The 18,612-nt window shown below is 59.9% G+C and carries 16 protein-coding genes; 8 read left to right on the top strand and 8 right to left on the bottom strand.

Annotation, left to right across the window (positions count from 1 at the left end):
* Positions 1-89: 89 nt before the first annotated feature.
* Positions 90-1,052 carry a thioredoxin-disulfide reductase gene (gene trxB, locus ACM6I5_RS06505; protein ID WP_017336566.1) on the bottom strand — a complete coding sequence of 321 codons (963 nt, stop codon included), beginning with the start codon at positions 1,050-1,052 and terminating at the stop codon, positions 90-92.
* Positions 1,053-1,367: 315 nt separating this feature from the next.
* Here trxB and cysZ point away from each other — a divergent pair, with 315 nt between their 5' ends.
* A complete protein-coding gene (gene cysZ, locus ACM6I5_RS06510; RefSeq protein WP_017336565.1) occupies positions 1,368-2,120 on the top strand; it encodes a sulfate transporter CysZ in 753 nt (250 codons plus the stop codon).
* A gap of 40 nt (positions 2,121-2,160) precedes the next feature.
* Positions 2,161-3,360 carry a glycosyltransferase family 4 protein gene (locus ACM6I5_RS06515; RefSeq protein ID WP_414883437.1) on the top strand — a complete coding sequence of 400 codons (1,200 nt, stop codon included), beginning with the start codon at positions 2,161-2,163 and terminating at the stop codon, positions 3,358-3,360.
* Between the two features lie 105 nt (positions 3,361-3,465).
* On the opposite strand, the gene ACM6I5_RS06520 is transcribed toward ACM6I5_RS06515, so the two are convergent.
* The 3 genes from ACM6I5_RS06520 to ACM6I5_RS06530 form a co-directional block, all read right to left on the bottom strand.
* A complete protein-coding gene (locus ACM6I5_RS06520; protein ID WP_017336563.1) occupies positions 3,466-4,569 on the bottom strand; it encodes an NADH:flavin oxidoreductase in 1,104 nt (367 codons plus the stop codon).
* A 214-nt stretch (positions 4,570-4,783) separates the two neighbouring features.
* Entirely contained in the window at positions 4,784-5,266 is a 483-nt protein-coding gene (locus ACM6I5_RS06525) for a glutathione peroxidase (protein WP_017336562.1), read from the bottom strand.
* A 122-nt stretch (positions 5,267-5,388) separates the two neighbouring features.
* Entirely contained in the window at positions 5,389-5,874 is a 486-nt protein-coding gene (locus ACM6I5_RS06530) for an FKBP-type peptidyl-prolyl cis-trans isomerase (protein WP_007901600.1), read from the bottom strand.
* Here ACM6I5_RS06530 and ACM6I5_RS06535 point away from each other — a divergent pair.
* From ACM6I5_RS06535 to ACM6I5_RS06545, 3 genes are read left to right on the top strand one after another with little or no spacing between them, the layout of a single operon-like run.
* Positions 5,843-6,181: a DUF3565 domain-containing protein gene (locus tag ACM6I5_RS06535; protein ID WP_414879375.1), complete on the top strand. Its 339-nt coding sequence runs from the start codon at positions 5,843-5,845 to the stop codon at positions 6,179-6,181. The two genes, ACM6I5_RS06530 and ACM6I5_RS06535, sit on opposite strands and share 32 nt — an antisense overlap.
* A 60-nt stretch (positions 6,182-6,241) precedes the next feature.
* Entirely contained in the window at positions 6,242-8,341 is a 2,100-nt protein-coding gene (gene pta, locus ACM6I5_RS06540) for a phosphate acetyltransferase (protein WP_017336560.1), read from the top strand.
* Complete coding sequence (locus tag ACM6I5_RS06545; protein ID WP_017336559.1) at positions 8,342-9,247, top strand: acyltransferase; 906 nt, start codon at positions 8,342-8,344, stop codon at positions 9,245-9,247.
* A 166-nt stretch (positions 9,248-9,413) separates the two neighbouring features.
* Here the strand turns inward: ACM6I5_RS06545 and cysN are convergent, their stop codons facing one another.
* From cysN to ACM6I5_RS06560, 3 genes are all read right to left on the bottom strand, one after another.
* On the bottom strand, positions 9,414-11,312 hold the full coding sequence (gene cysN / locus ACM6I5_RS06550) for a sulfate adenylyltransferase subunit CysN (protein WP_017336558.1): 1,899 nt from the start codon (positions 11,310-11,312) through the stop codon (positions 9,414-9,416).
* A 9-nt stretch (positions 11,313-11,321) separates the two neighbouring features.
* The gene (gene cysD / locus ACM6I5_RS06555; RefSeq protein ID WP_010463281.1) at positions 11,322-12,239 is read right to left on the bottom strand and encodes a sulfate adenylyltransferase subunit CysD; all 918 of its coding nucleotides are present in this window, start codon (positions 12,237-12,239) and stop codon (positions 11,322-11,324) included.
* A gap of 254 nt (positions 12,240-12,493) precedes the next feature.
* Positions 12,494-13,252 carry a Nif3-like dinuclear metal center hexameric protein gene (locus ACM6I5_RS06560; RefSeq protein WP_017336557.1) on the bottom strand — a complete coding sequence of 253 codons (759 nt, stop codon included), beginning with the start codon at positions 13,250-13,252 and terminating at the stop codon, positions 12,494-12,496.
* 102 nt (positions 13,253-13,354) lie between these two features.
* Between ACM6I5_RS06560 and algW the strand changes: the two genes are divergently transcribed.
* The 3 genes from algW to ACM6I5_RS06575 all read left to right on the top strand — a co-directional run bounded on the left by algW (position 13,355) and on the right by ACM6I5_RS06575 (position 17,440).
* Positions 13,355-14,515 (top strand): Do family serine endopeptidase AlgW, encoded by a 1,161-nt coding sequence (gene algW, locus ACM6I5_RS06565; RefSeq protein ID WP_017336556.1) that lies wholly within the window; start codon positions 13,355-13,357, stop codon positions 14,513-14,515.
* A gap of 87 nt (positions 14,516-14,602) precedes the next feature.
* Positions 14,603-16,708, top strand: a complete 2,106-nt coding sequence (locus ACM6I5_RS06570) for a TonB-dependent siderophore receptor (protein WP_414883438.1) — start codon at positions 14,603-14,605, stop codon at positions 16,706-16,708.
* Positions 16,709-16,720: 12 nt separating this feature from the next.
* A complete protein-coding gene (locus tag ACM6I5_RS06575) occupies positions 16,721-17,440 on the top strand; it encodes a DUF4198 domain-containing protein (RefSeq protein WP_017336554.1) in 720 nt (239 codons plus the stop codon).
* A 119-nt stretch (positions 17,441-17,559) separates the two neighbouring features.
* On the opposite strand, the gene hisC is transcribed toward ACM6I5_RS06575, so the two are convergent.
* A complete protein-coding gene (gene hisC / locus ACM6I5_RS06580; protein WP_017336553.1) occupies positions 17,560-18,612 on the bottom strand; it encodes a histidinol-phosphate transaminase in 1,053 nt (350 codons plus the stop codon).

Here is an 18,612-nt window from a genome sequence, read left to right on the forward strand (position 1 = left end):
CTGCTAGCTCCCACAAGGGTTTGTGTTGACCGCATTTTTCGTGAGCAAAAAAAACCGGCCAAAGCCGGTTTTTTTTCATTTCAACGCTCTCAGAACTTGGCGTTCTGCAGGTCATCCAGATAACGCTCGGCATCCAGTGCCGCCATGCAGCCAGCACCCGCCGAGGTGATCGCCTGACGGTAAACGTGGTCAGCCACGTCACCGGCCGCGAAGATCCCTTCGACGTTGGTCGCCGTCGCATTGCCTTCACGACCGCCGTGCACCACCAGGTAGCCATCTTTCAACGTCAGCTGACCTTCGAACAGCGAGGTGTTCGGGGTGTGGCCGATGGCGATGAACACGCCGTCGACTTTCAGCTCGTCGAAGCTGCCGTCGTTGTTTTTCAGGCGAGCACCGGTCACGCCCATGTTGTCGCCCAGGACTTCGTCCAGGTTCGAGTTCAGCTTCAGGATGATCTTGCCTTCGGCAACGCGGGCATTGAGCTTGTCGATCAGGATCTTCTCGGCGCGGAAGGTTTCGCGACGGTGGATCAGGGTCACGGTGCTGGCGATGTTGGCCAGGTACAGCGCCTCTTCGACAGCGGTGTTACCGCCACCGACCACAGCCACTGGCTTGTTGCGATAGAAGAAACCGTCGCAGGTCGCGCAGGCCGAAACGCCTTTGCCCATGAACGCTTCTTCCGATGGCAGGCCCAGGTAGCGAGCGCTGGCGCCGGTGGCGATGATCAGGGCATCGCAGGTGTACGTCGCGCTGTCGCCGGTCAGGGTGTAAGGCTTGGCAGCGAAGTCCACGGCATTGATGTGATCGAAAACGATCTCGGTTTCAAAGCGCTCGGCGTGCTCTTTCATGCGTTCCATCAGCGCCGGGCCGGTCAGGCCGTGGACGTCGCCCGGCCAGTTGTCGACTTCGGTGGTGGTGGTCAGTTGACCGCCGGCTTGCATGCCGGTAATCAGCAGAGGCTTGAGGTTGGCACGGGCGGCATAGACCGCGGCGCTGTAACCGGCAGGGCCGGAACCGAGAATAATCACTCGCGAATGACGGACTTCAGACATGACCTGCTCCTGTTGACCGGCCCGGAACACCTGGCGCGGAACGCCGGGTTGCCGGCGGGAATAAAAAAGGACTGTTGAAAGCACTTGGGGAAGGCTTGAACTCGACAGTCCTGTAAAAAGATTGGGTGCAGCGTATCGAGGGGGCGAAGATTAAGGAAATACGGTTTAACAATCCAGCTCATAGGCGGTCTCTATCCGGTTGCCGTCTATATATAGGCGCCTTTGTTACAGTTGATGTCGATGCTGCGACCGCGCTTTCGCCCGTCAGGCAAAGCCGGTAAGGTCGGCGCGTTTCCCCTCTGCTCGGAGCACGATATGCCCGCCCCTGTTCTGTCCGGCCCGCAATACCTGCGCGAAGGCCTCAAGCTGGTCCTGAGTCCCAGCCTGCGTTTATTCGTGTTGTTGCCGCTGGCAATCAATCTGGTGCTGTTCGTCGGATTGATCTATCTGGCCGGCCATCAATTCAGCCTGTGGGTCGATACGCTGATGCCGTCCCTGCCCGACTGGCTGAGTTTTCTCAGTTACGTGCTCTGGCCGATCTTTGTCGTGCTGGTGGTGTTGATGGTGTTCTTCACCTTCACCATGCTGGCCAACGTTATCGCCGCGCCGTTCAATGGTTTCCTGGCGGAAAAAGTCGAAGTGGTGGTACGCGGCACCGACGACTTCCCCTCTTTCAGCTGGGGCGAACTGATCGCCATGATCCCACGCACCCTGGCTCGGGAAATGCGCAAACTCGGCTACTTCCTGCCGCGGGCGCTCGGGCTGTTCATCCTCTCGTTCATCCCCGTGGTGAACATCATCGCCGCGCCGTTGTGGCTGCTGTTCGGGGTGTGGATGATGGCGATCCAGTACATCGACTACCCGGCGGACAACCACAAGCTGGGCTGGAACGAGATGCTCGCCTGGCTGCGCGAGAAGCGCTGGCAGAGCATGAGTTTTGGCGGCAGTGTTTACCTGGTGCTGCTGATTCCGGTGGTCAACATTCTGATGATGCCGGCGGCGGTGGCGGGGGCGACGTTGTTCTGGGTGCGTGAACGCGGCGCGGAGAATCTGGTGACGCAACGCTGAGCCTGTCACAAATCCATCATCAAAACGCCACAACGACGACATGGCCTCAGCCGACACTGAGGTCATGACGACAGCTCTGCATATCACTCTGATCACCGAAACCTTCCCTCCCGAAATCAATGGCGTGGCCAATACCCTTGGCCGCTTGTGCGACGGTTTGCGCGCGCGCGGGCATCAGGTTGAACTGGTGCGGCCACGGCAGGGTTGCGATCAGCAGTTGGGCAGCGACGATGGGTTGCTGCTGTGCCGGGGCTGGCCGCTGCCGGGGTATCCGGGTTTGCAATGGGGTCAGTCATCGATGCACAAGCTGCTGCGACGCTGGAAGCGTCAGCGCCCGGACGTGCTGTACATCGCCACGGAAGGACCGCTGGGCCTGTCGGCGCTGCGCGCGGCACGGCGCCTGGGGATTTCGGTAGTCAGCGGCTTCCACACTAATTTCCAGCAATACTCCAACCAGTACGGGCTCGGCTTGCTCACCCGCCTGCTGACCCACTACCTGCGCTGGTTTCACAATCGTTCGACGCTGACCCTGGTGCCAAGTATCAGCCAGCGGATGGAACTGGAGCGCCGGCATTTCGAGCGCCTGGCGTTGCTGTCTCGCGGAGTCGACAGCCAGTTGTTTCACCCGACCAAACGCCTGCCATCGCTGCGCGAACAGTGGGGTCTGGGCGAGAAGGATATTGCGCTGATTCACGTAGGGCGTCTGGCGCCGGAAAAAAACCTTGGCTTGCTTAAACGCTGCTTCGACACGCTGGCAGCGACTTATCCACAGCGAAACATGAAACTGATCATCGTCGGCGACGGCCCGCAACGAGCGTCGCTGGAGCAGGAACTGCCCGAAGCGATTTTCTGCGGCTCACAACGCGGCGAAGCCCTGGCCAGCCACTATGCGTCCGGGGATGTTTTTCTGTTTCCGAGCATGACCGAAACCTTCGGCAATGTGGTGCTTGAGGCGTTGGCCTCGGGGCTGGGCGTGGTGGCTTACGATCAAGCGGCGGCGGCGCAGCATATCCGCCACGGCTACAACGGCGTGCTGGCGATGCCGGGGGATGAAGAGGCGTTCAGCGATGCGGCGGCGTGGTTGCTGGAGGAACGCGAAACCTTGCGTTGCATAAGGCTCAATGCGCGCCAGCATGCGAGTCGCCAGGGTTGGGCGGCGATTATCGAGCAGTTTGAAGGGCAGTTGCGGGGGGCTTGTGGGGGGGAGCACGTGGTGCCGAATGCACCGACCTTGCCCTGAGCCTAGGGAGTCATCGCCAGCAGGCTGGCTCCCACAGGGGGTCTGCGGTGTACACAGAACATGTGGGAGCCAGCCTGCTGGCGATGGGGCCTTGCCAGTCGCCGCTTAAACCAAGGTCATCAACGCCTCACGGCTGAACGGCAGGATGTCTTCCTCACGCCCGTCACGCACTTTCTGCGCCCAGTCCGGGTCCACCAGCAGCGCACGCCCTACCGCCACCAGATCAAACTCATCGTTGTTCAAACGCTCCAGCAGTTTCTCCAGGCTGGCCGGCTGCGCGATCTTGTCGGTGTTGACCATGAACTGCAGGAACTCGCCATCCAGGCCGACGCTGCCCACGGTGATGGTCGGCTTGCCGGTCAGTTTGCGCGTCCAGCCCGCCAGGTTCAGTTCAGAACCGTCGAACTCCGGCTCCCAGAAACGGCGCGTCGAGCAGTGGAAAATGTCCACACCCGCGTCGGACAACGGCTTGAGAAATTCACCCAACGCTTCCGGGGTTTGCACCAGACGCGCGGTGTAATCCTGCTGCTTCCACTGGGAGAAACGGAAAATGATCGGGAAACCTTCGCCGACCGCAGCACGCACGGCTTGAATCAGCTCGATGGCGAAGCGCGAACGGTTGGCCAGGCTGCCGCCGTATTCGTCAGTACGCTGGTTGCTGCCTTCCCAGAAGAACTGGTCCACCAGGTAGCCGTGTGCACCGTGGATTTCCACACCGTCCATGCCGATGCTTTGCGCGTCTTTGGCGGCTTGGGCGAACGCGGCGATCACGTCCTGGATGTCCTGTCTGGTCATGCCGTGAACCACAACCTGGCCGTCCTTCAGTTTTTCCGACGGACCGTAACCCGGCACACTCGCGTCCGGCTCGGTGCCGATGCGACGCACGCTACCGACATGCCACAGCTGCGGAACGATCTTGCCGCCTTCGGCGTGCACCGCGTCGACGACTTTCTTCCAGCCGGCCAGCGCGGCCTCACCGTAGAAGTGCGGCACGTTCGGGTAGCCATTGGAGGCCTTGTGGCCGACCGTGGTGCCTTCGGTGATGATCAAGCCAACGCCGGCAGCGGCGCGGCGACGGTAGTACTCGATCACTTTGGAATTGGGCACGCCGCCCGGCGAGAACGAGCGGGTCATCGGGGCCATGACAACGCGGGTCGGCAGTTCAAGGGTGCCGAGGTGGAACGGTTTGAACAGGGCTTTGACGGGCATGGGGCGCTCCACAAAAACGATATCGACGGGATGGAATTTTATGACGGCGATAATATGTGCAGTGGCGAGCGATGCACAGCACTATTGATCTGGGTGATTAAGGGTCAAAAGGCAGAAGCAAAAAGATCGCAGCCTACGGCAGTTCCTACAGAGGAATGCGAACACCTGTAGGAGCTGCCAAAGGTTGCGATCTTTTGATCTTGATTCGCGAAAATCAGCTCAGGGCTTTTTCGATGGCCTGGATGACAGAAGGATCATCCGGCGCCGTACGTGGCGAGAACCGCGCCAGGACACGACCATCCTTGCCCAGCAGGAATTTTTCGAAGTTCCAGGTAATGTCGCCTGGAAACTCGGCGCCTTCACCCGCCAGCAGGCGGTACAGCTGATGACGATCATGGCCGTTGACTTCCAGCTTGCTGGACAACGGAAAGGTCACGCCATAGTTGAGGCTGCAGAATTCCTGGATTTCTTGCTCAGTGCCCGGTTCCTGCCCGGCAAACTGGTTGCACGGCAGGCCCAGCACGCTGAAGCCTTTACCTTTGTATTGCTGGTAAAGGTTTTCCAGTGCCGCGTACTGTGGTGTCAAGCCACATTTGGAGGCGACGTTGACTACCAGCACGACGTTCCCCTTGAAGGGCGCCAGCGGTAGCTCCTGTCCATCCAGGGCTGTCAATTTAAGGTCGTGAAAAGCACTCATGACGAACTCCAGATTCCCGTGTTCTACTCGAAACAGCCACTTGGCGATATCACCAGGGACAGCCGCGGACTAAAAAGGCGCCCTCGGGCGCCTCTCCAGTTCTCTGAGCTTAGCGCAGAAAATCAGTGGTGATGGCCACCTTCGCCATGGACGTGACCATGAGCGATTTCTTCCTGGCTGGCGTCACGGATGTCGATGATCTTGACCTGGAAATTCAGGCGCTGACCGGCCAACGGGTGGTTGCCGTCGACGGTGACATCGTCGCCGTCCAGATCACGAATGGTGACGATCTGCATCTGGCCGTCCGGAGCGGAAGCATGGAACTGCATGCCCACTTCCAGTTCGTCGACGCCTTCGAACATGCTGCGGCTCAGGGTGCTGACCAGTTCGGCAGCGTATTCGCCGTAAGCGTCTTCAGGCTCAACGGCTACGGTCAGCTCGTCGCCGACTGCTTTGCCTTCCAGAGCCTTTTCCAGGCCCGGGATGATGTTGCCTGCACCTTGCAGGTAGACCAGCGGCGCGCCGCCGGCGGAGCTGTCGATGACCTCACCAGCGTCGTTGGTCAGGGTATAGTCGATGGAGACAGCCTTATTGGCGGCGATCAGCATGGGGCGAGACCTTTTGCATAAGAATTTAGAAAGGCCAAGTTTAGCGAAGCAATCGTCCGAAAGCGAACACAACCCGGACAGACGGATCGCAGCGAAAGGCTCGACGGTCACCGGTTTTCATCAGGACGAGGACGGGCATTGGGTGGTCGAACTGTCTTGTGGCCATACCCAGCACCTGCGCCACCAGCCACCCTGGCAATCGCGCGCATGGGTCCTGGACCCTGCGCAACGTATTGAAAAAATAGGCCAGCCCTTTGAATGTGGTTGGTGCGCACAGGGCTCGGTTAGCGATAACCTTGGCGACTGAAATTCGGTAGATCGTCAGCTATAGATGATCACCTTTGTCATGCTCCTCCAGAGAATCCGCATGCAAACTTTTTTTATCGCGCCCACCGATTTTGGTGTGGGTCTGACCTCCATCAGCCTCGGGCTGGTACGTACGCTTGAGCGCGCCGGCCTCAAAGTCGGCTTTTTCAAACCGATCGCCCAGCCCCATCCGGGCGACACCGGGCCTGAACGCTCCACCGAACTGGTGGCGCGCACCCACGGTTTGAAACCGCCTCAGCCATTGGGCCTGGCCCACGTCGAGCGCATGCTCGGCGACGGTCAGCTCGATGAACTGCTCGAAGAAATCATCACGCTCTATCAGCAAGCCGCCATCGGCAAAGACGTGTTGATCGTCGAAGGCATGGTCCCGACCCGCAGCGCCAGTTACGCCGCGCGGGTCAATCTGCATTTGGCCAAGAGCCTGGATGCCGACGTGATCCTGGTCTCGGCGCCGGAAAACGAAGTGCTGACCGAACTCTCCGGCCGCGTGGAATTGCAGGCGCAATTGTTCGGCGGTCCGAAAGACCCGAAAGTCCTCGGCGTGATCCTCAACAAGGTCAAGACCGACGAAAGCATGGACGCCTTCGCCTCGCGCCTGAAGGAGCATTCGCCCTTGCTGCGCAGCGGTGATTTCCGTCTGCTTGGCTGCATCCCGTTCCAGCCGGAACTGAACGCCCCGCGTACCCGCGACGTCGCCGACCTGATGGGCGCGCAAATTCTCAATGCCGGCGATTATGAAACCCGGCGCATGACCAAGATCATCATCTGCGCCCGCACCATGCGCAACACCGTGGAGCTGCTCAAGCCCGGCGTACTCGTGGTAACGCCAGGCGATCGCGACGACATCATCCTCGCCGTCAGCCTCGCGGCCATGAACGGCGTGCCGCTGGCCGGCCTGCTGCTGACCAGCGACACCCTGCCCGACCCGCGCATCATGGACCTGTGCCGTGGCGCGTTGCAGGCCGGTTTGCCGGTGTTGTCGGTGAGCACCGGTTCCTACGAGACCGCCAACCTGTTGAACGGTCTGAACAAGGAAATCCCGATCGACGACCGCGAGCGTGCGGAGATCATCACCGACTTCGTCGCCAGCCACCTGGATGCCAACTGGCTGCACCAGCGTTGCGGCACGCCAAGGGAGATGCGCCTGTCGCCTGCAGTGTTCCGCTACCAGTTGATCCAGCGCGCCCAGGCCGCCAACAAACGCATCGTGTTGCCCGAAGGCAGCGAACCGCTGACCGTGCAAGCGGCCGCGATCTGTCAGGCGCGCGGCATTGCCCGTTGCGTGCTGCTGGCGAAACCGGAAGATGTCGAAGCCGTCGCTCGAGCGCACGATATCGAGCTGCCGCCAGGGCTGGAAATTCTCGACCCGGACCTGATTCGCGAACGCTATGTCGAACCAATGGTTGCCCTGCGCAAAAGCAAAAGCCTCAATGCGCCGATGGCCGAGCAACAACTGGAAGACACCGTGGTGATCGGCACGATGATGCTCGCGCTGGATGAAGTCGACGGCCTCGTGTCCGGCGTCATCCACTCCACCGCCAACACCATTCGCCCTGCCCTGCAGCTGATCAAGACCGCGCCGGGCTGCACCCTGGTGTCGTCGGTGTTCTTCATGCTGTTTCCCGAAGAGGTGCTGGTCTATGGCGACTGCGTGATGAACCCGCATCCGAGCGCCAGCGAGCTGGCCGAGATTGCCCTGCAAAGCGCCGACTCGGCTGCCGCGTTTGGCATCACCCCGCGCGTGGCAATGATCAGTTACTCCAGCGGTGAATCCGCCAGCGGTGAGGAAGTCGAGAAAGTGCGTGAAGCGACATTGCTCGCCCATGAACAACAGCACTCGCTGCTGATCGACGGCCCGTTGCAATACGACGCCGCGGCCAACGAAACCGTCGCCCGGCAACTGGCGCCGAACAGTCAGGTGGCCGGGCGTGCCACGGTGTTCGTGTTCCCCGATCTGAACACCGGCAACACAACGCACAAAGCCGTGCAGCGCAGCGCCGATTGCGTCAGCCTCGGGCCGATGCTGCAAGGCCTGCGCAAACCGGTGAACGACCTGCCGCGCGGCGCGCAAGTCGATGACATCGTGTACACCATCGCGTTGACCGCGATTCAAGCTGCCAACCGACCTCTGGATCTTTAAATGCTGGATTTCCTGCCTGCCGCCGTGCGCGGCGTGATTGCATCGTTGTTGCTGGCGTTGAATACGATTTTGCTCTGCTCGTTTCTGTTCTGCGTGGCGATCTTCAAAATCTTGCCCTTTGCCCTCACCCAGCGTTTCACGCTCTGGTTGATGAGCCATACCCATGAAGCCTGGATCAGTAACAACAAAGCCTGGATGAACCTGGTCTGCCGTACGCGCTGGCACCTTAGTGGCCTTGAAGGTCTGGACTATCAGCACTCGTACCTGATCACCAGCAACCATCAGAGCTGGGTCGACATCATGGTGCTGCAGTACGTGCTCAACCGTCGCATCCAGCCGCTGAAGTTTTTTCTCAAGCAAGAGCTGATCTGGGTGCCGGTGATTGGTCTGGCGTGGTGGACGCTGGGCTTTCCGTTCATGAAACGCTACTCCAAGGCTTACCTGGAAAAGCACCCTGAAAAGAAAGGCAAAGACCTGGAAACCACCCGCAAGACCTGCGCGAAGTTTCGCAACAACCCGGTGGGGATTTTCAATTTCGTTGAAGGCACGCGCTTCACCGAAGGCAAGCATGCCCAGCAGAAATCACCGTTCAAGTATCTGCTCAAGCCCAAGGCCGGTGGCATTGCGTTTGTGCTGGATGCGATGGGTGAGCAGCTGGAGTCGATCGTCAACGTGACCATTCACTATCCGGGCGGGCGGCCTGGGTATTGGGATTTGCTCTGTGGCAACGTGAAAGATGTGGTGGTGCATTTTCAGGAGCTGAAGATTCCGCCGCAGTTTATCGGCAAGAACTATGACCAGGATGGGGAGTATCGCTTGCAGTTTCAGGGGTGGATCAATCAGCTTTGGTTAGACAAGGATGCGTTGCTGGAGCAGATGCATCGCAAATACCCCGATAAACACTGACCTACTGTGGGAGCCAGCCTGCTGGCGATAGCGGGTTCACATTCAGCAGATTTATTGCCTGAATCACCGCAATCGCTAGCAGCTCCCACAGTTGACCGAGTTGAGCCGAATAAAAAAACCCGCCGATGATCACTCATCGGCGGGTTTTTTATTGCGCGGCTGACGCTTAGATCGCGCCACGCTGACGCAGCAGATCCAGCACTTGCTTGACGCTTTCTTCCAGCGACAACGACTGGGTGTCGACCACGAGGTCGGCGTCCAGCGGCACGTCGTACGGGAAGGAATCGCCCGGGATGTTATCCCCGGCCGCCGCGTACAGGCCCTGTGGATCACGCTCGGCACAGACTGTCGGCGAGGCCTGGACGTAGACCGTCAGCAGACGCTCCTTGCCGATCAGGTCCTTGGCCTGCTCGCGACCTTCGGCGCTCGGTGCAACGAAAGCGGCCAGCGTCAGCAAACCGGCTTCGTTGAACTGACGCGCAACGTGCGCGGCACGGCGCCAGTTCTCGGTACGCCCGGCGCGATCCTGTGGCAGACCTTTGTTCAGGTCATGACGCAGGTTCTGGCCATCGAGCACGAATACCGCACGGCCCATGTCGAACAGTTTGCGTTCAACCGCGTAGGCCAAGGTGCTTTTGCCTGCGCCCGACAAACCGCTGAACAACACGGTGGCCGGCTGCTGCCCGAAACGCTGAGCGCGCTCTTCGGTGGCGACGTGTGCCAGTTTGCCGTGGTGCGTGCTGCTGCCATGCGCCAACGGCTGAGCGATGATCATGCCGGCCGCGACGGTGCCGTTGGTCAGACGATCGATGACGATGAATGAACCGGTGGTGCGATTGCTCGCATAACCGTCCAGCGCGATGGCTGCGTCGAGGCTGATCTTGACCCGACCGATCTCGTTCAGTTGCAGCGCACTGGCCGGACCTTCTTCCAGGGTGTTCACGTCCACACGGTTGACGATGCTGGTGATCGAACCCGGCACGTAACTCGTGGCGCGCTTGATGTCGTATTTCTTGCCCGGCAGCATCGGCTCTTCGGCCATCCACACCAGCATGGCGTCGAAGGCGTCGGTCACTTGCGGCAGGTTGTCGGCGTGCACCAGCAAGTCGCCGCGGGAGATGTCGATCTCGTCTTCCATGGTCAGCGTGACAGCCTGGCCTGGACCGGCGTGTTCCAGCTCACCTTCGAAGGTGACGATGGATTTCACGCGGCTGCTCTTGCCCGACGGCAGCACAACGACTTCGTCGCCCTTGTGCACGATGCCGCTGGCCAGGGTGCCGGCGAACCCACGGAAGTTCAGGTTCGGACGGTTGACGTACTGCACCGGGAAACGCAGGTCGGTGTAGTTGCGGTCACTGGCGATCTCGACGGTTTCCAGAATTTCCATCAGCGACTGGCCGGTGTACCACGGCGAGCGCTCGGACTTGTTCACCACGTTGTCGCCCTTCAGCGCCGACATCGGCACGAAGGCCATGGTGGTCGGCTTGAACGCGATGCCTTCGGCGAACTTCAGGTAATCGGCCTTGATCGACTCGAACACGGTTTCGTCGAAGCCGTTGAGGTCCATCTTGTTGATGGCGACCACGATGTGTTTGATGCCGAGCAACGAGGCTATGAAGCTGTGGCGACGGGTCTGGGTCTGCACGCCGTAGCGGGCGTCGACCAGGATGATCGCCAGGTCACAGGTGGACGCACCGGTGGCCATGTTGCGGGTGTACTGCTCATGGCCAGGGGTATCGGCGATGATGAATTTGCGCTTGGCGGTGGAGAAGTAGCGGTAGGCGACATCGATGGTGATGCCCTGCTCACGCTCGGCCTGCAGGCCGTCGACCAGCAACGCCAGGTCGATGTCTTCGCCGGTGGTGCCGACTTTTTTCGAGTCGCGGGTAATGGCTTCCAGGTGATCTTCGTAGATCATCTTGGAGTCGTGCAGCAGGCGCCCGATCAGGGTGCTCTTGCCGTCGTCGACGTTGCCACAAGTCAGAAAGCGCAGCATTTCCTTGCGTTCGTGCTGGCCCAGGTAGGCGAGGATGTCCTCGCTGATCAAATCAGATACGTGCGACATGACAACCCCTTAGAAATAACCCTGACGTTTCTTTTCTTCCATCGAGCCTGCGCCATCGTGGTCGATGACCCGGCCCTGGCGTTCGGAAGTTCGCGTCAGGAGCATTTCCTGAATGATGTCGGTCAGGCTGGTGGCCTCGGACTCGACCGCACCGGTCAACGGGTAGTCACCCAGTGTGCGGAAACGGACTTTCTTCTTGACGATGCGCGCCTTGTCTTCGTCGCTCAGGTGATTGAGCAGGCGTTCGTCGTCGATCATGATCCAGGTGCCATTCATCTCGATGACGTCGCGCTCGGCGGCGAAATACAGTGGCACGATCGGGATGCCTTCGAGGTAGATGTACTGCCAGATGTCCAGTTCGGTCCAGTTCGACAATGGGAAAACGCGGATCGATTCACCCTTGTTGACGTTGCCGTTGTAGACGTTCCACAGCTCTGGACGCTGGTTTTTCGGGTCCCAGCGATGCTTGGTGTCGCGGAAGGAATACACGCGCTCTTTGGCACGGGATTTCTCTTCGTCGCGGCGAGCGCCACCGAACGCGGCGTCGAAGCCGTACTTGTCGAGAGCCTGTTTCAGGCCTTCGGTTTTCATGATGTCGGTGTGCTTGGCACTGCCGTGGGTCAGCGGGTTGATGCCCTGCGCGACGCCATCGGGGTTCACGTGCACCAGCAGGTCAAGGCCGAGCTCTTCGACCATGCGGTCGCGGAACGCGTACATTTCCTTGAACTTCCACCGGGTGTCGACATGCATCACCGGGAACGGCAGCTTGCCCGGGAAGAATGCCTTGCGCGCAAGGTGCAGCATCACGGCGGAGTCTTTACCGACGGAGTACAGCATCACCGGGTTATCGAACTCGGCGGCGACCTCGCGGATGATGTGGATGCTTTCGGCCTCCAGCTGTTTCAGATGCGTCAGTTTGTCGACCATGGCTACTCACGAAAACGATCTTATGGACGGCCAGCGGGCCGTGTTCGAGCGAGGAATCCTAGCACAGCGTCCTCTTCTAATCAGGACGCGAACTAGATCGAAAGGGTATATGAATATACCCCCTCGTTTGGGCGGTCAGGCCCCTGTGGGAGCGAGCCTGCTCGCGATTGCGGTGTTGTATCTGTCACATCAATGTCGCTTGTCATGCAGTCATCGCGAACAGGCTCGCCCCCACATTTGATTTGTGGTGTTAATCAAATCGGATTCGGGCAATCGATGAAAATGTGCTCCAGCGCAAAACGTCGCGCCAGGTAATCGCCCAGCGCCTGCACACCGTAGCGCTCAGTGGCATGGTGCCCGGCAGCGATGAAGCTGATGTCGTTTTCCCGGGCGCTGTGGAAGGTTTGCTCGGACGCTTCACCGCTGAGGTACAGATCGACGCCGGCCAAAACGGCCTGATCGATGTAACCCTGACCACCACCGGTGCACCAGCCAACCCGGCGAATCATCTCGCTGCCTTCGATCAGCAGCGGCTCGCGGCCCATGACTTCCTGCACGCGGCGGGCAAAATCACGCGGTGTCACCGGCTCGTTCAGAGAGCCCACCAGCCCGACAATTTTAAGGTTGTCCGGATCGAGCGGACCTTCGACGGTGATGTCCAGCTGACGCGCGAGCTGCACGTTGTTGCCGACGTCCGGATGCAGGTCCAGTGGCAGATGGTAGGACAACAGGCTGATATCGTGCTTGAGCAGGGTTTTCAACCTACGCTGCTTCATGCCGGTGATGCACGGATTCTCGCCCTTCCAGAAATAACCGTGGTGCACCAGCACCAGATCGGCCTGGGCTTCGACCGCCGCGTCCAGCAACGCCTGACTGGCGGTGACGCCACTGACGATGCGCATCACCTGCGGCCGCCCCTCAACCTGTAACCCGTTGGGGCAATAATCGGCAATCCTTGCACTGTTCAGATAACGGTCGGCTTCTTCGACCAGGGTGCTCAGGGCGACGGCCATAAAAGACTCCTAAATATCCCGTTCAGAGGCGCGCGCGGCCTCGTATAATGCGCGACATTATGGGCGGTCTCATACCACCTGCAACCTTCCAGGACGTGCTTAATGCTCAAAGCGCTGCGTTTTTCCGGCTGGCCGCTGTTGGCCGGCGTGCTTATCGCTCTGTTGATCATCCAGCGTTACCCGCAGTGGGTCGGGCTTCCGAGCCTCGACGTCAACCTGCAGCAAGCCCCGCAAACCACCACGATGCAGCAAGGTCCGGTGTCGTATGCCGATGCGGTCACCATCGCCGCGCCGTCGGTGGTGAACCTGTACACCACCAAGGTCATCAACAAGCCGAACCATCCGCTGTTCGAAGACCCGCAGTTCCGCCGCTTCTTCGGCGACAATGCGCCCAAGCAGAAGCGCATGGAATCGAGCCTCGGCTCCGGCGTGATCATGAGCCCGGAAGGTTATCTGCTGACCAACAACCATGTGACCAGCGGTGCTGACCAGATCGTGGTCGCATTGAAGGACGGCCGTGAAACCCTGGCCCGCGTCATCGGCAGCGACCCGGAAACCGACCTCGCGGTCCTGAAGATCGATCTGAAAAACCTGCCGTCGATCACCGTCGGTCGCTCCGACAACATCCGCATCGGCGACGTGGCCCTGGCCATCGGCAACCCGTTCGGCGTCGGCCAGACCGTAACCATGGGCATCATCAGCGCCACCGGCCGTAACCAGCTGGGCCTGAACAACTACGAAGACTTCATCCAGACCGACGCCGCGATCAACCCCGGCAACTCCGGCGGCGCACTGGTGGACGCCAACGGCAACCTGACCGGCATCAATACCGCGATCTTCTCCAAGTCCGGCGGCTCCCAAGGTATCGGTTTCGCGATCCCGGTGAAGCTGGCGATGGAAGTGATGAAGTCGATCATCGAACACGGCCAGGTGATTCGCGGCTGGCTGGGTATTGAAGTGCAGCCGTTGTCGCAGGAACTGGCGGAGTCGTTTGGTCTGTCGGGGCGTCCGGGCATTGTGGTCGCGGGTATTTTCCGTGACGGTCCGGCGCAGAAGGCCGGTTTGCAATTGGGTGACGTGATTCTGGCCATCGATGGCGAACCGGCGGGCGATGGTCGTCGCTCGATGAATCAGGTCGCACGCATCAAGCCGACCGACAAAGTCACGATTCAGGTGATGCGCAACGGCAAAGAGCTGAAGCTGACGGCGGAAATCGGCTTGCGTCCGCCACCCGCACCCGCGAAGGAAAAAGAAGAGGAATAAGCGCTAGCCCGAGTGATTCGGGCTAACAGCATACATTCTCATTAGACATGTTATATTGTTTCAATATCACTATTGGAACAACATAACATGTCGTCTCGAACAATGGTTTCTGTGGCAGGTCTTGCCTTTGGCCTGCTCGCAGATCCGGTCTTCGCCGAAGACTCCAGCCCGCTCGAACTGGACGCCATCAGCGTCACCTCCGACTATGAATCCCCCACAGGCCCGGTCAAAGGCTACCGCGCCACCCGTTCATCCAGCGCGACTAAAACCGACACGGCCCTTCGCGACATCCCGCAATCCATCAGCGTGATACCCGCCAGCGTGCTCAAGGACCTCGGCAGCAGCAGCGTCGAGCGCGCACTGGACTTTGCCGGCGGCGTGTCGAAGCAGAACAATTTCGGCGGCCTGACGCTTTACGAATACAGCGTGCGAGGCTTCACCACCTCCGAGTTCTACAAGGACGGCTTCAGTGCCAACCGTGGTTACCCGAGCACACCGGACGTGGCCAACATCGAGCGCATCGAAGTGCTCAAAGGTCCGGCCGCCAGCCTTTATGGCCGTGGTGATCCGGGTGGTACGGTCAACATCGTCACCAAGAAACCCCAACCCGAAGCATTCACCACCCTGCAAACCAGCGCTGGCAGTTGGGATCGCTATCGCACCGCCCTCGACGTCAACACGCCGCTGGATGACGACGCCAACGTGCTGTCGCGAATCAACCTGGCCGTTGAGGACAACCACAGCTTCCGCGATCACGTCGACAGCCAGCGAGTGTTTGTCGCGCCCTCCTTCAGTTGGCAACTGAACCCGGACACCAGCCTCTTGGTGGAAAGCGAATTCGTCCGTCACAGCTCCACGTTCGATCGCGGCATCGTCGCGCCGAATAACAAATGGAGTGGCGTGTCCCGTTCGACGTTCCTTGGCGAACCCAATGACGGCAACATCGACAACCACAACAATCTGCTGCAAGCAGCCCTCGAACACCACCTCAATGACAACTGGAAGCTGCGTCTGGCCAGCCATTACAAGGAAGGCAAACTCTGGGGCTACGCTTCCGAAAGTCGCCCGCTGAATGCCGACGGCCACACTGTGAATCGGCGTTATCGCGAGCGCGACACAAACTGGCACGACAGCATCACCCAACTCGAATTGCGCGGTCTGTTCGACCTCGGCAGTTGGCAGCACGAACTGCTGATTGGCAGCGAGTATGAAAACTTCCGCAAGAACGAACGGGTCACGACCATTGCCGGCGGCCCCTACGCTATCGACATTTATCAGCCCGTCTACGGTCAGCCGAAACCTAACGGCAAGCGCTCCGGCACCGACCTCTTTGAACACGTCGAAAGCCGGGCGCTGAACCTGCAGGACCAGATTGTCTTTACCGACAAACTGCGCGGCATGCTCGGTGCACGCTTCGAACATTTCGAGCAAAGCATCGACGATCACAGCCGCGGTGCCACCAGCCGCCAGAGCCACGACGCACTGACCCAACGGGCCGGCCTGCTTTATCAGCTGACACCCGAAGTCGGGCTGTTCGCCAACGCCTCCACCTCGTTCAAGCCGAACAACGGCCTGGACGCTGGCGGCCAATCCTTCGACCCGGAAGAAGGCGTCGGTTACGAAGTCGGGATCAAGAGCGAGCTGTTCGACGACCGCTTGAGCACCACCCTCGCCGCCTTCCATATTGAAAAGAAAAACGTCCTTGCACTTGACCCGGGCACGGACACCAGCCGCGCCATGGGCAAGGCCCGTAGCCAGGGATTCGACCTGCAAGTCACCGGGCAAGTGACCGACGCCGTGCGGGTGATCGGTGCCTTCGCCTACATCGACGCCGAGGTCACCGAGGGCGACAAGGTAATTCCCACCGGCAGCCGAATCCTTGGCGTCGCCAAGCGCAGCGGCAGCCTGCTGGGCGTTTATGAATTTCAGGATGGCCGTTTGCGCGGTTCAGACCTCGGCGCGGCATTCACTTATGTCGGCGATCGCTCGGGTGAAGCCGGCACTGATTTTGAACTGCCGGCTTACCACACCGTTGACCTGCTGGCCCATTACAAGGCCACCGAAACCGTCACCGTGGGCCTGAACCTGAACAACCTTTTCGACGAGAAATACTTCGAGCGCTCTTACAGCAACTACTGGGTCAATCCCGGCGAACCCCGCAACTTCACCGTCAGCCTGACACTCGAACTTTAAAAGGACGTCACCATGCACCCTATCAAACCCATGGCACTGCTCGGCTTGCTCTTCGCCACCGAGGTCTCGGCCCATGGCCTGTGGACCGAAGAACGCCGCGGCAACATCGAAGTGGTTTACGGCCACGGCGCCGAGGACAACGCCTTCAAACCGCAAAAAATCAGCGGCGCCTGGGCGTATGACGCCAGCGGCAAAATGATCCCGGTGACCGTGCAACGACTCGCTGACCACGCACGCCTGCAACCGCTGAAGCCGCCTGCCGTGATGGCGGTGGCGCTGGACAACGGCATGTGGTCGCAAACGGCGGATAAAAAATGGATCAACGAAGGACGCAGCAAAGTACCGGGCGCAATCGAGTCGACCCAGACGTTCAAATACAGTCTGGCTATCTACCAACCGGGGGCGAAATTGCCGTCACTTGATCAGATGAAGCTGCTGATTTTGCCGGAGGTTGATCCGCTGACGGTCGGCCCGGGCAAATCGTTGCCGGTCCGCGTGCTACTGGATGGCAAACCTGTGGCGGGGGTGAAGTTGACGGGCGATTACCGCAGCGCGCCGAATACGTTGAGCACGGAAACCGACGCCCAGGGGCGGGCGCAAGTGTTGGTGCGTAATGAAGGGTTGAATGTGATTGCCGCGCAAGTGGAAGTCCCGGTGAAGGACAGCCCTGACGTGAATAGTCGGGGATTGTTCAGTTCGCTGACGTTCCTGGGCGAGCCACATCACGAGTAAGGCGCCGACTCTGCGGTGAATCTTTCGCTGACAAGCCAGCTCCAGCAGGATTTGTATCGATCACGGGCGTTGTAGTCGATACGATTCTCTGTAGGAGCCAGCTTGCCAGCGAAAGCTAATTACAGGTCGCCGAGCCCATCAATCAGTGCCTGATTCTGTTCCGGCGTGCCGATGGAAATCCGCAGGAACTGGGCAATCCGCTCCTGCTTGAAGTGCCGAACGATAACGCCCTGCTCGCGCAGCTTCGCCGCCAGCCCCGCCGCATCGTGTTGCGGATGACGGGCGAAAATGAAGTTCGCCGCCGACGGCAGCACCTCAAAGCCTTTCCCCTGCAACTGCGAGATCACCCATTCACGGTGTTCGATCACCAGGCGACACGTCTTGTCGAAGTACTCACGATCATCGAACGCTGCCGCAGCACCGACATTCGCCATGCGATCCAGCGGGTATGAGTTGAAGCTGTTCTTGATTCGCTCCAGCGCCTCGATCAAATCCGGATGTCCGACCGCCAGACCTACCCGAAGACCGGCCAGTGAACGGGACTTGGACAAGGTCTGAGTCACCAGCAGATTCGGATAGCGGTCGACCAGACTGATCGCCGTTTCGCCTCCGAAGTCGATGTAAGCCTCGTCCACCACGACCACCGAATCCGGGCTCGCCTTGAGGATCTGCTCAACCGCGTCCAGCGCCAGCAGGCAACCGGTCGGCGCGTTCGGGTTGGGGAAAATGATCCCGCCGTTTGGCTTGGCATAGTCCGCCGGGTTGATCCGGAACTGCGCGTCCAGCGGCACCGCGTCGAACGTGATGCCATACAACCCGCAGTAAACCGGGTAGAAGCTGTAGCTGATGTCCGGGAACAGCAACGGTTTATCGTGTTGCAGCAAACCGTGAAAGATGTGCGCCAGGACTTCATCGGAACCGTTGCCGAGGAACACCTGATTGCCCTGCACGCCGTAATACCGGGCGACTGCTTGCTTGAGCACATCACTATTCGGGTCCGGGTACAGACGCAGGTTGTCATTCAGTTCGGCCTGCATCGCCGCCAAGGCTTTGGGCGACGGGCCGTACGGGTTTTCGTTGGTGTTGAGCTTCACCAGTTTCGTCAGCTTCGGCTGCTCGCCCGGCACGTAAGGCACCAGATTCTTGACGAACGGGCTCCAGAATTTACTCAT

The sequence above is a fragment of the Pseudomonas sp. IT-P171 genome (assembly GCF_949767765.1).
Taxonomy (GTDB): domain Bacteria; phylum Pseudomonadota; class Gammaproteobacteria; order Pseudomonadales; family Pseudomonadaceae; genus Aquipseudomonas; species Aquipseudomonas fluorescens_B.

Bases quoted from the DNA above. Each gene is read 5' to 3' on its own strand.
- trxB (WP_017336566.1), bottom strand. From the start codon at position 1,052: ATGTCTGAAGTCCGTCATTCGCGAGTGATTATTCTCGGTTCCGGCCCT.
- cysZ (WP_017336565.1), top strand. From the start codon at position 1,368: ATGCCCGCCCCTGTTCTGTCCGGCCCGCAATACCTGCGCGAAGGCCTC.
- ACM6I5_RS06515 (WP_414883437.1), top strand. From the start codon at position 2,161: ATGGCCTCAGCCGACACTGAGGTCATGACGACAGCTCTGCATATCACT.
- ACM6I5_RS06520 (WP_017336563.1), bottom strand. From the start codon at position 4,569: ATGCCCGTCAAAGCCCTGTTCAAACCGTTCCACCTCGGCACCCTTGAA.
- ACM6I5_RS06525 (WP_017336562.1), bottom strand. From the start codon at position 5,266: ATGAGTGCTTTTCACGACCTTAAATTGACAGCCCTGGATGGACAGGAG.
- ACM6I5_RS06535 (WP_414879375.1), top strand. From the start codon at position 5,843: ATGGAGACAGCCTTATTGGCGGCGATCAGCATGGGGCGAGACCTTTTG.
- ACM6I5_RS06530 (WP_007901600.1), bottom strand. From the start codon at position 5,874: ATGCTGATCGCCGCCAATAAGGCTGTCTCCATCGACTATACCCTGACC.
- pta (WP_017336560.1), top strand. From the start codon at position 6,242: ATGCAAACTTTTTTTATCGCGCCCACCGATTTTGGTGTGGGTCTGACC.
- ACM6I5_RS06545 (WP_017336559.1), top strand. From the start codon at position 8,342: ATGCTGGATTTCCTGCCTGCCGCCGTGCGCGGCGTGATTGCATCGTTG.
- cysN (WP_017336558.1), bottom strand. From the start codon at position 11,312: ATGTCGCACGTATCTGATTTGATCAGCGAGGACATCCTCGCCTACCTG.
- cysD (WP_010463281.1), bottom strand. From the start codon at position 12,239: ATGGTCGACAAACTGACGCATCTGAAACAGCTGGAGGCCGAAAGCATC.
- ACM6I5_RS06560 (WP_017336557.1), bottom strand. From the start codon at position 13,252: ATGGCCGTCGCCCTGAGCACCCTGGTCGAAGAAGCCGACCGTTATCTG.
- algW (WP_017336556.1), top strand. From the start codon at position 13,355: ATGCTCAAAGCGCTGCGTTTTTCCGGCTGGCCGCTGTTGGCCGGCGTG.
- ACM6I5_RS06570 (WP_414883438.1), top strand. From the start codon at position 14,603: ATGTCGTCTCGAACAATGGTTTCTGTGGCAGGTCTTGCCTTTGGCCTG.
- ACM6I5_RS06575 (WP_017336554.1), top strand. From the start codon at position 16,721: ATGCACCCTATCAAACCCATGGCACTGCTCGGCTTGCTCTTCGCCACC.
- hisC (WP_017336553.1), bottom strand. From the start codon at position 18,612: ATGAGTAAATTCTGGAGCCCGTTCGTCAAGAATCTGGTGCCTTACGTG.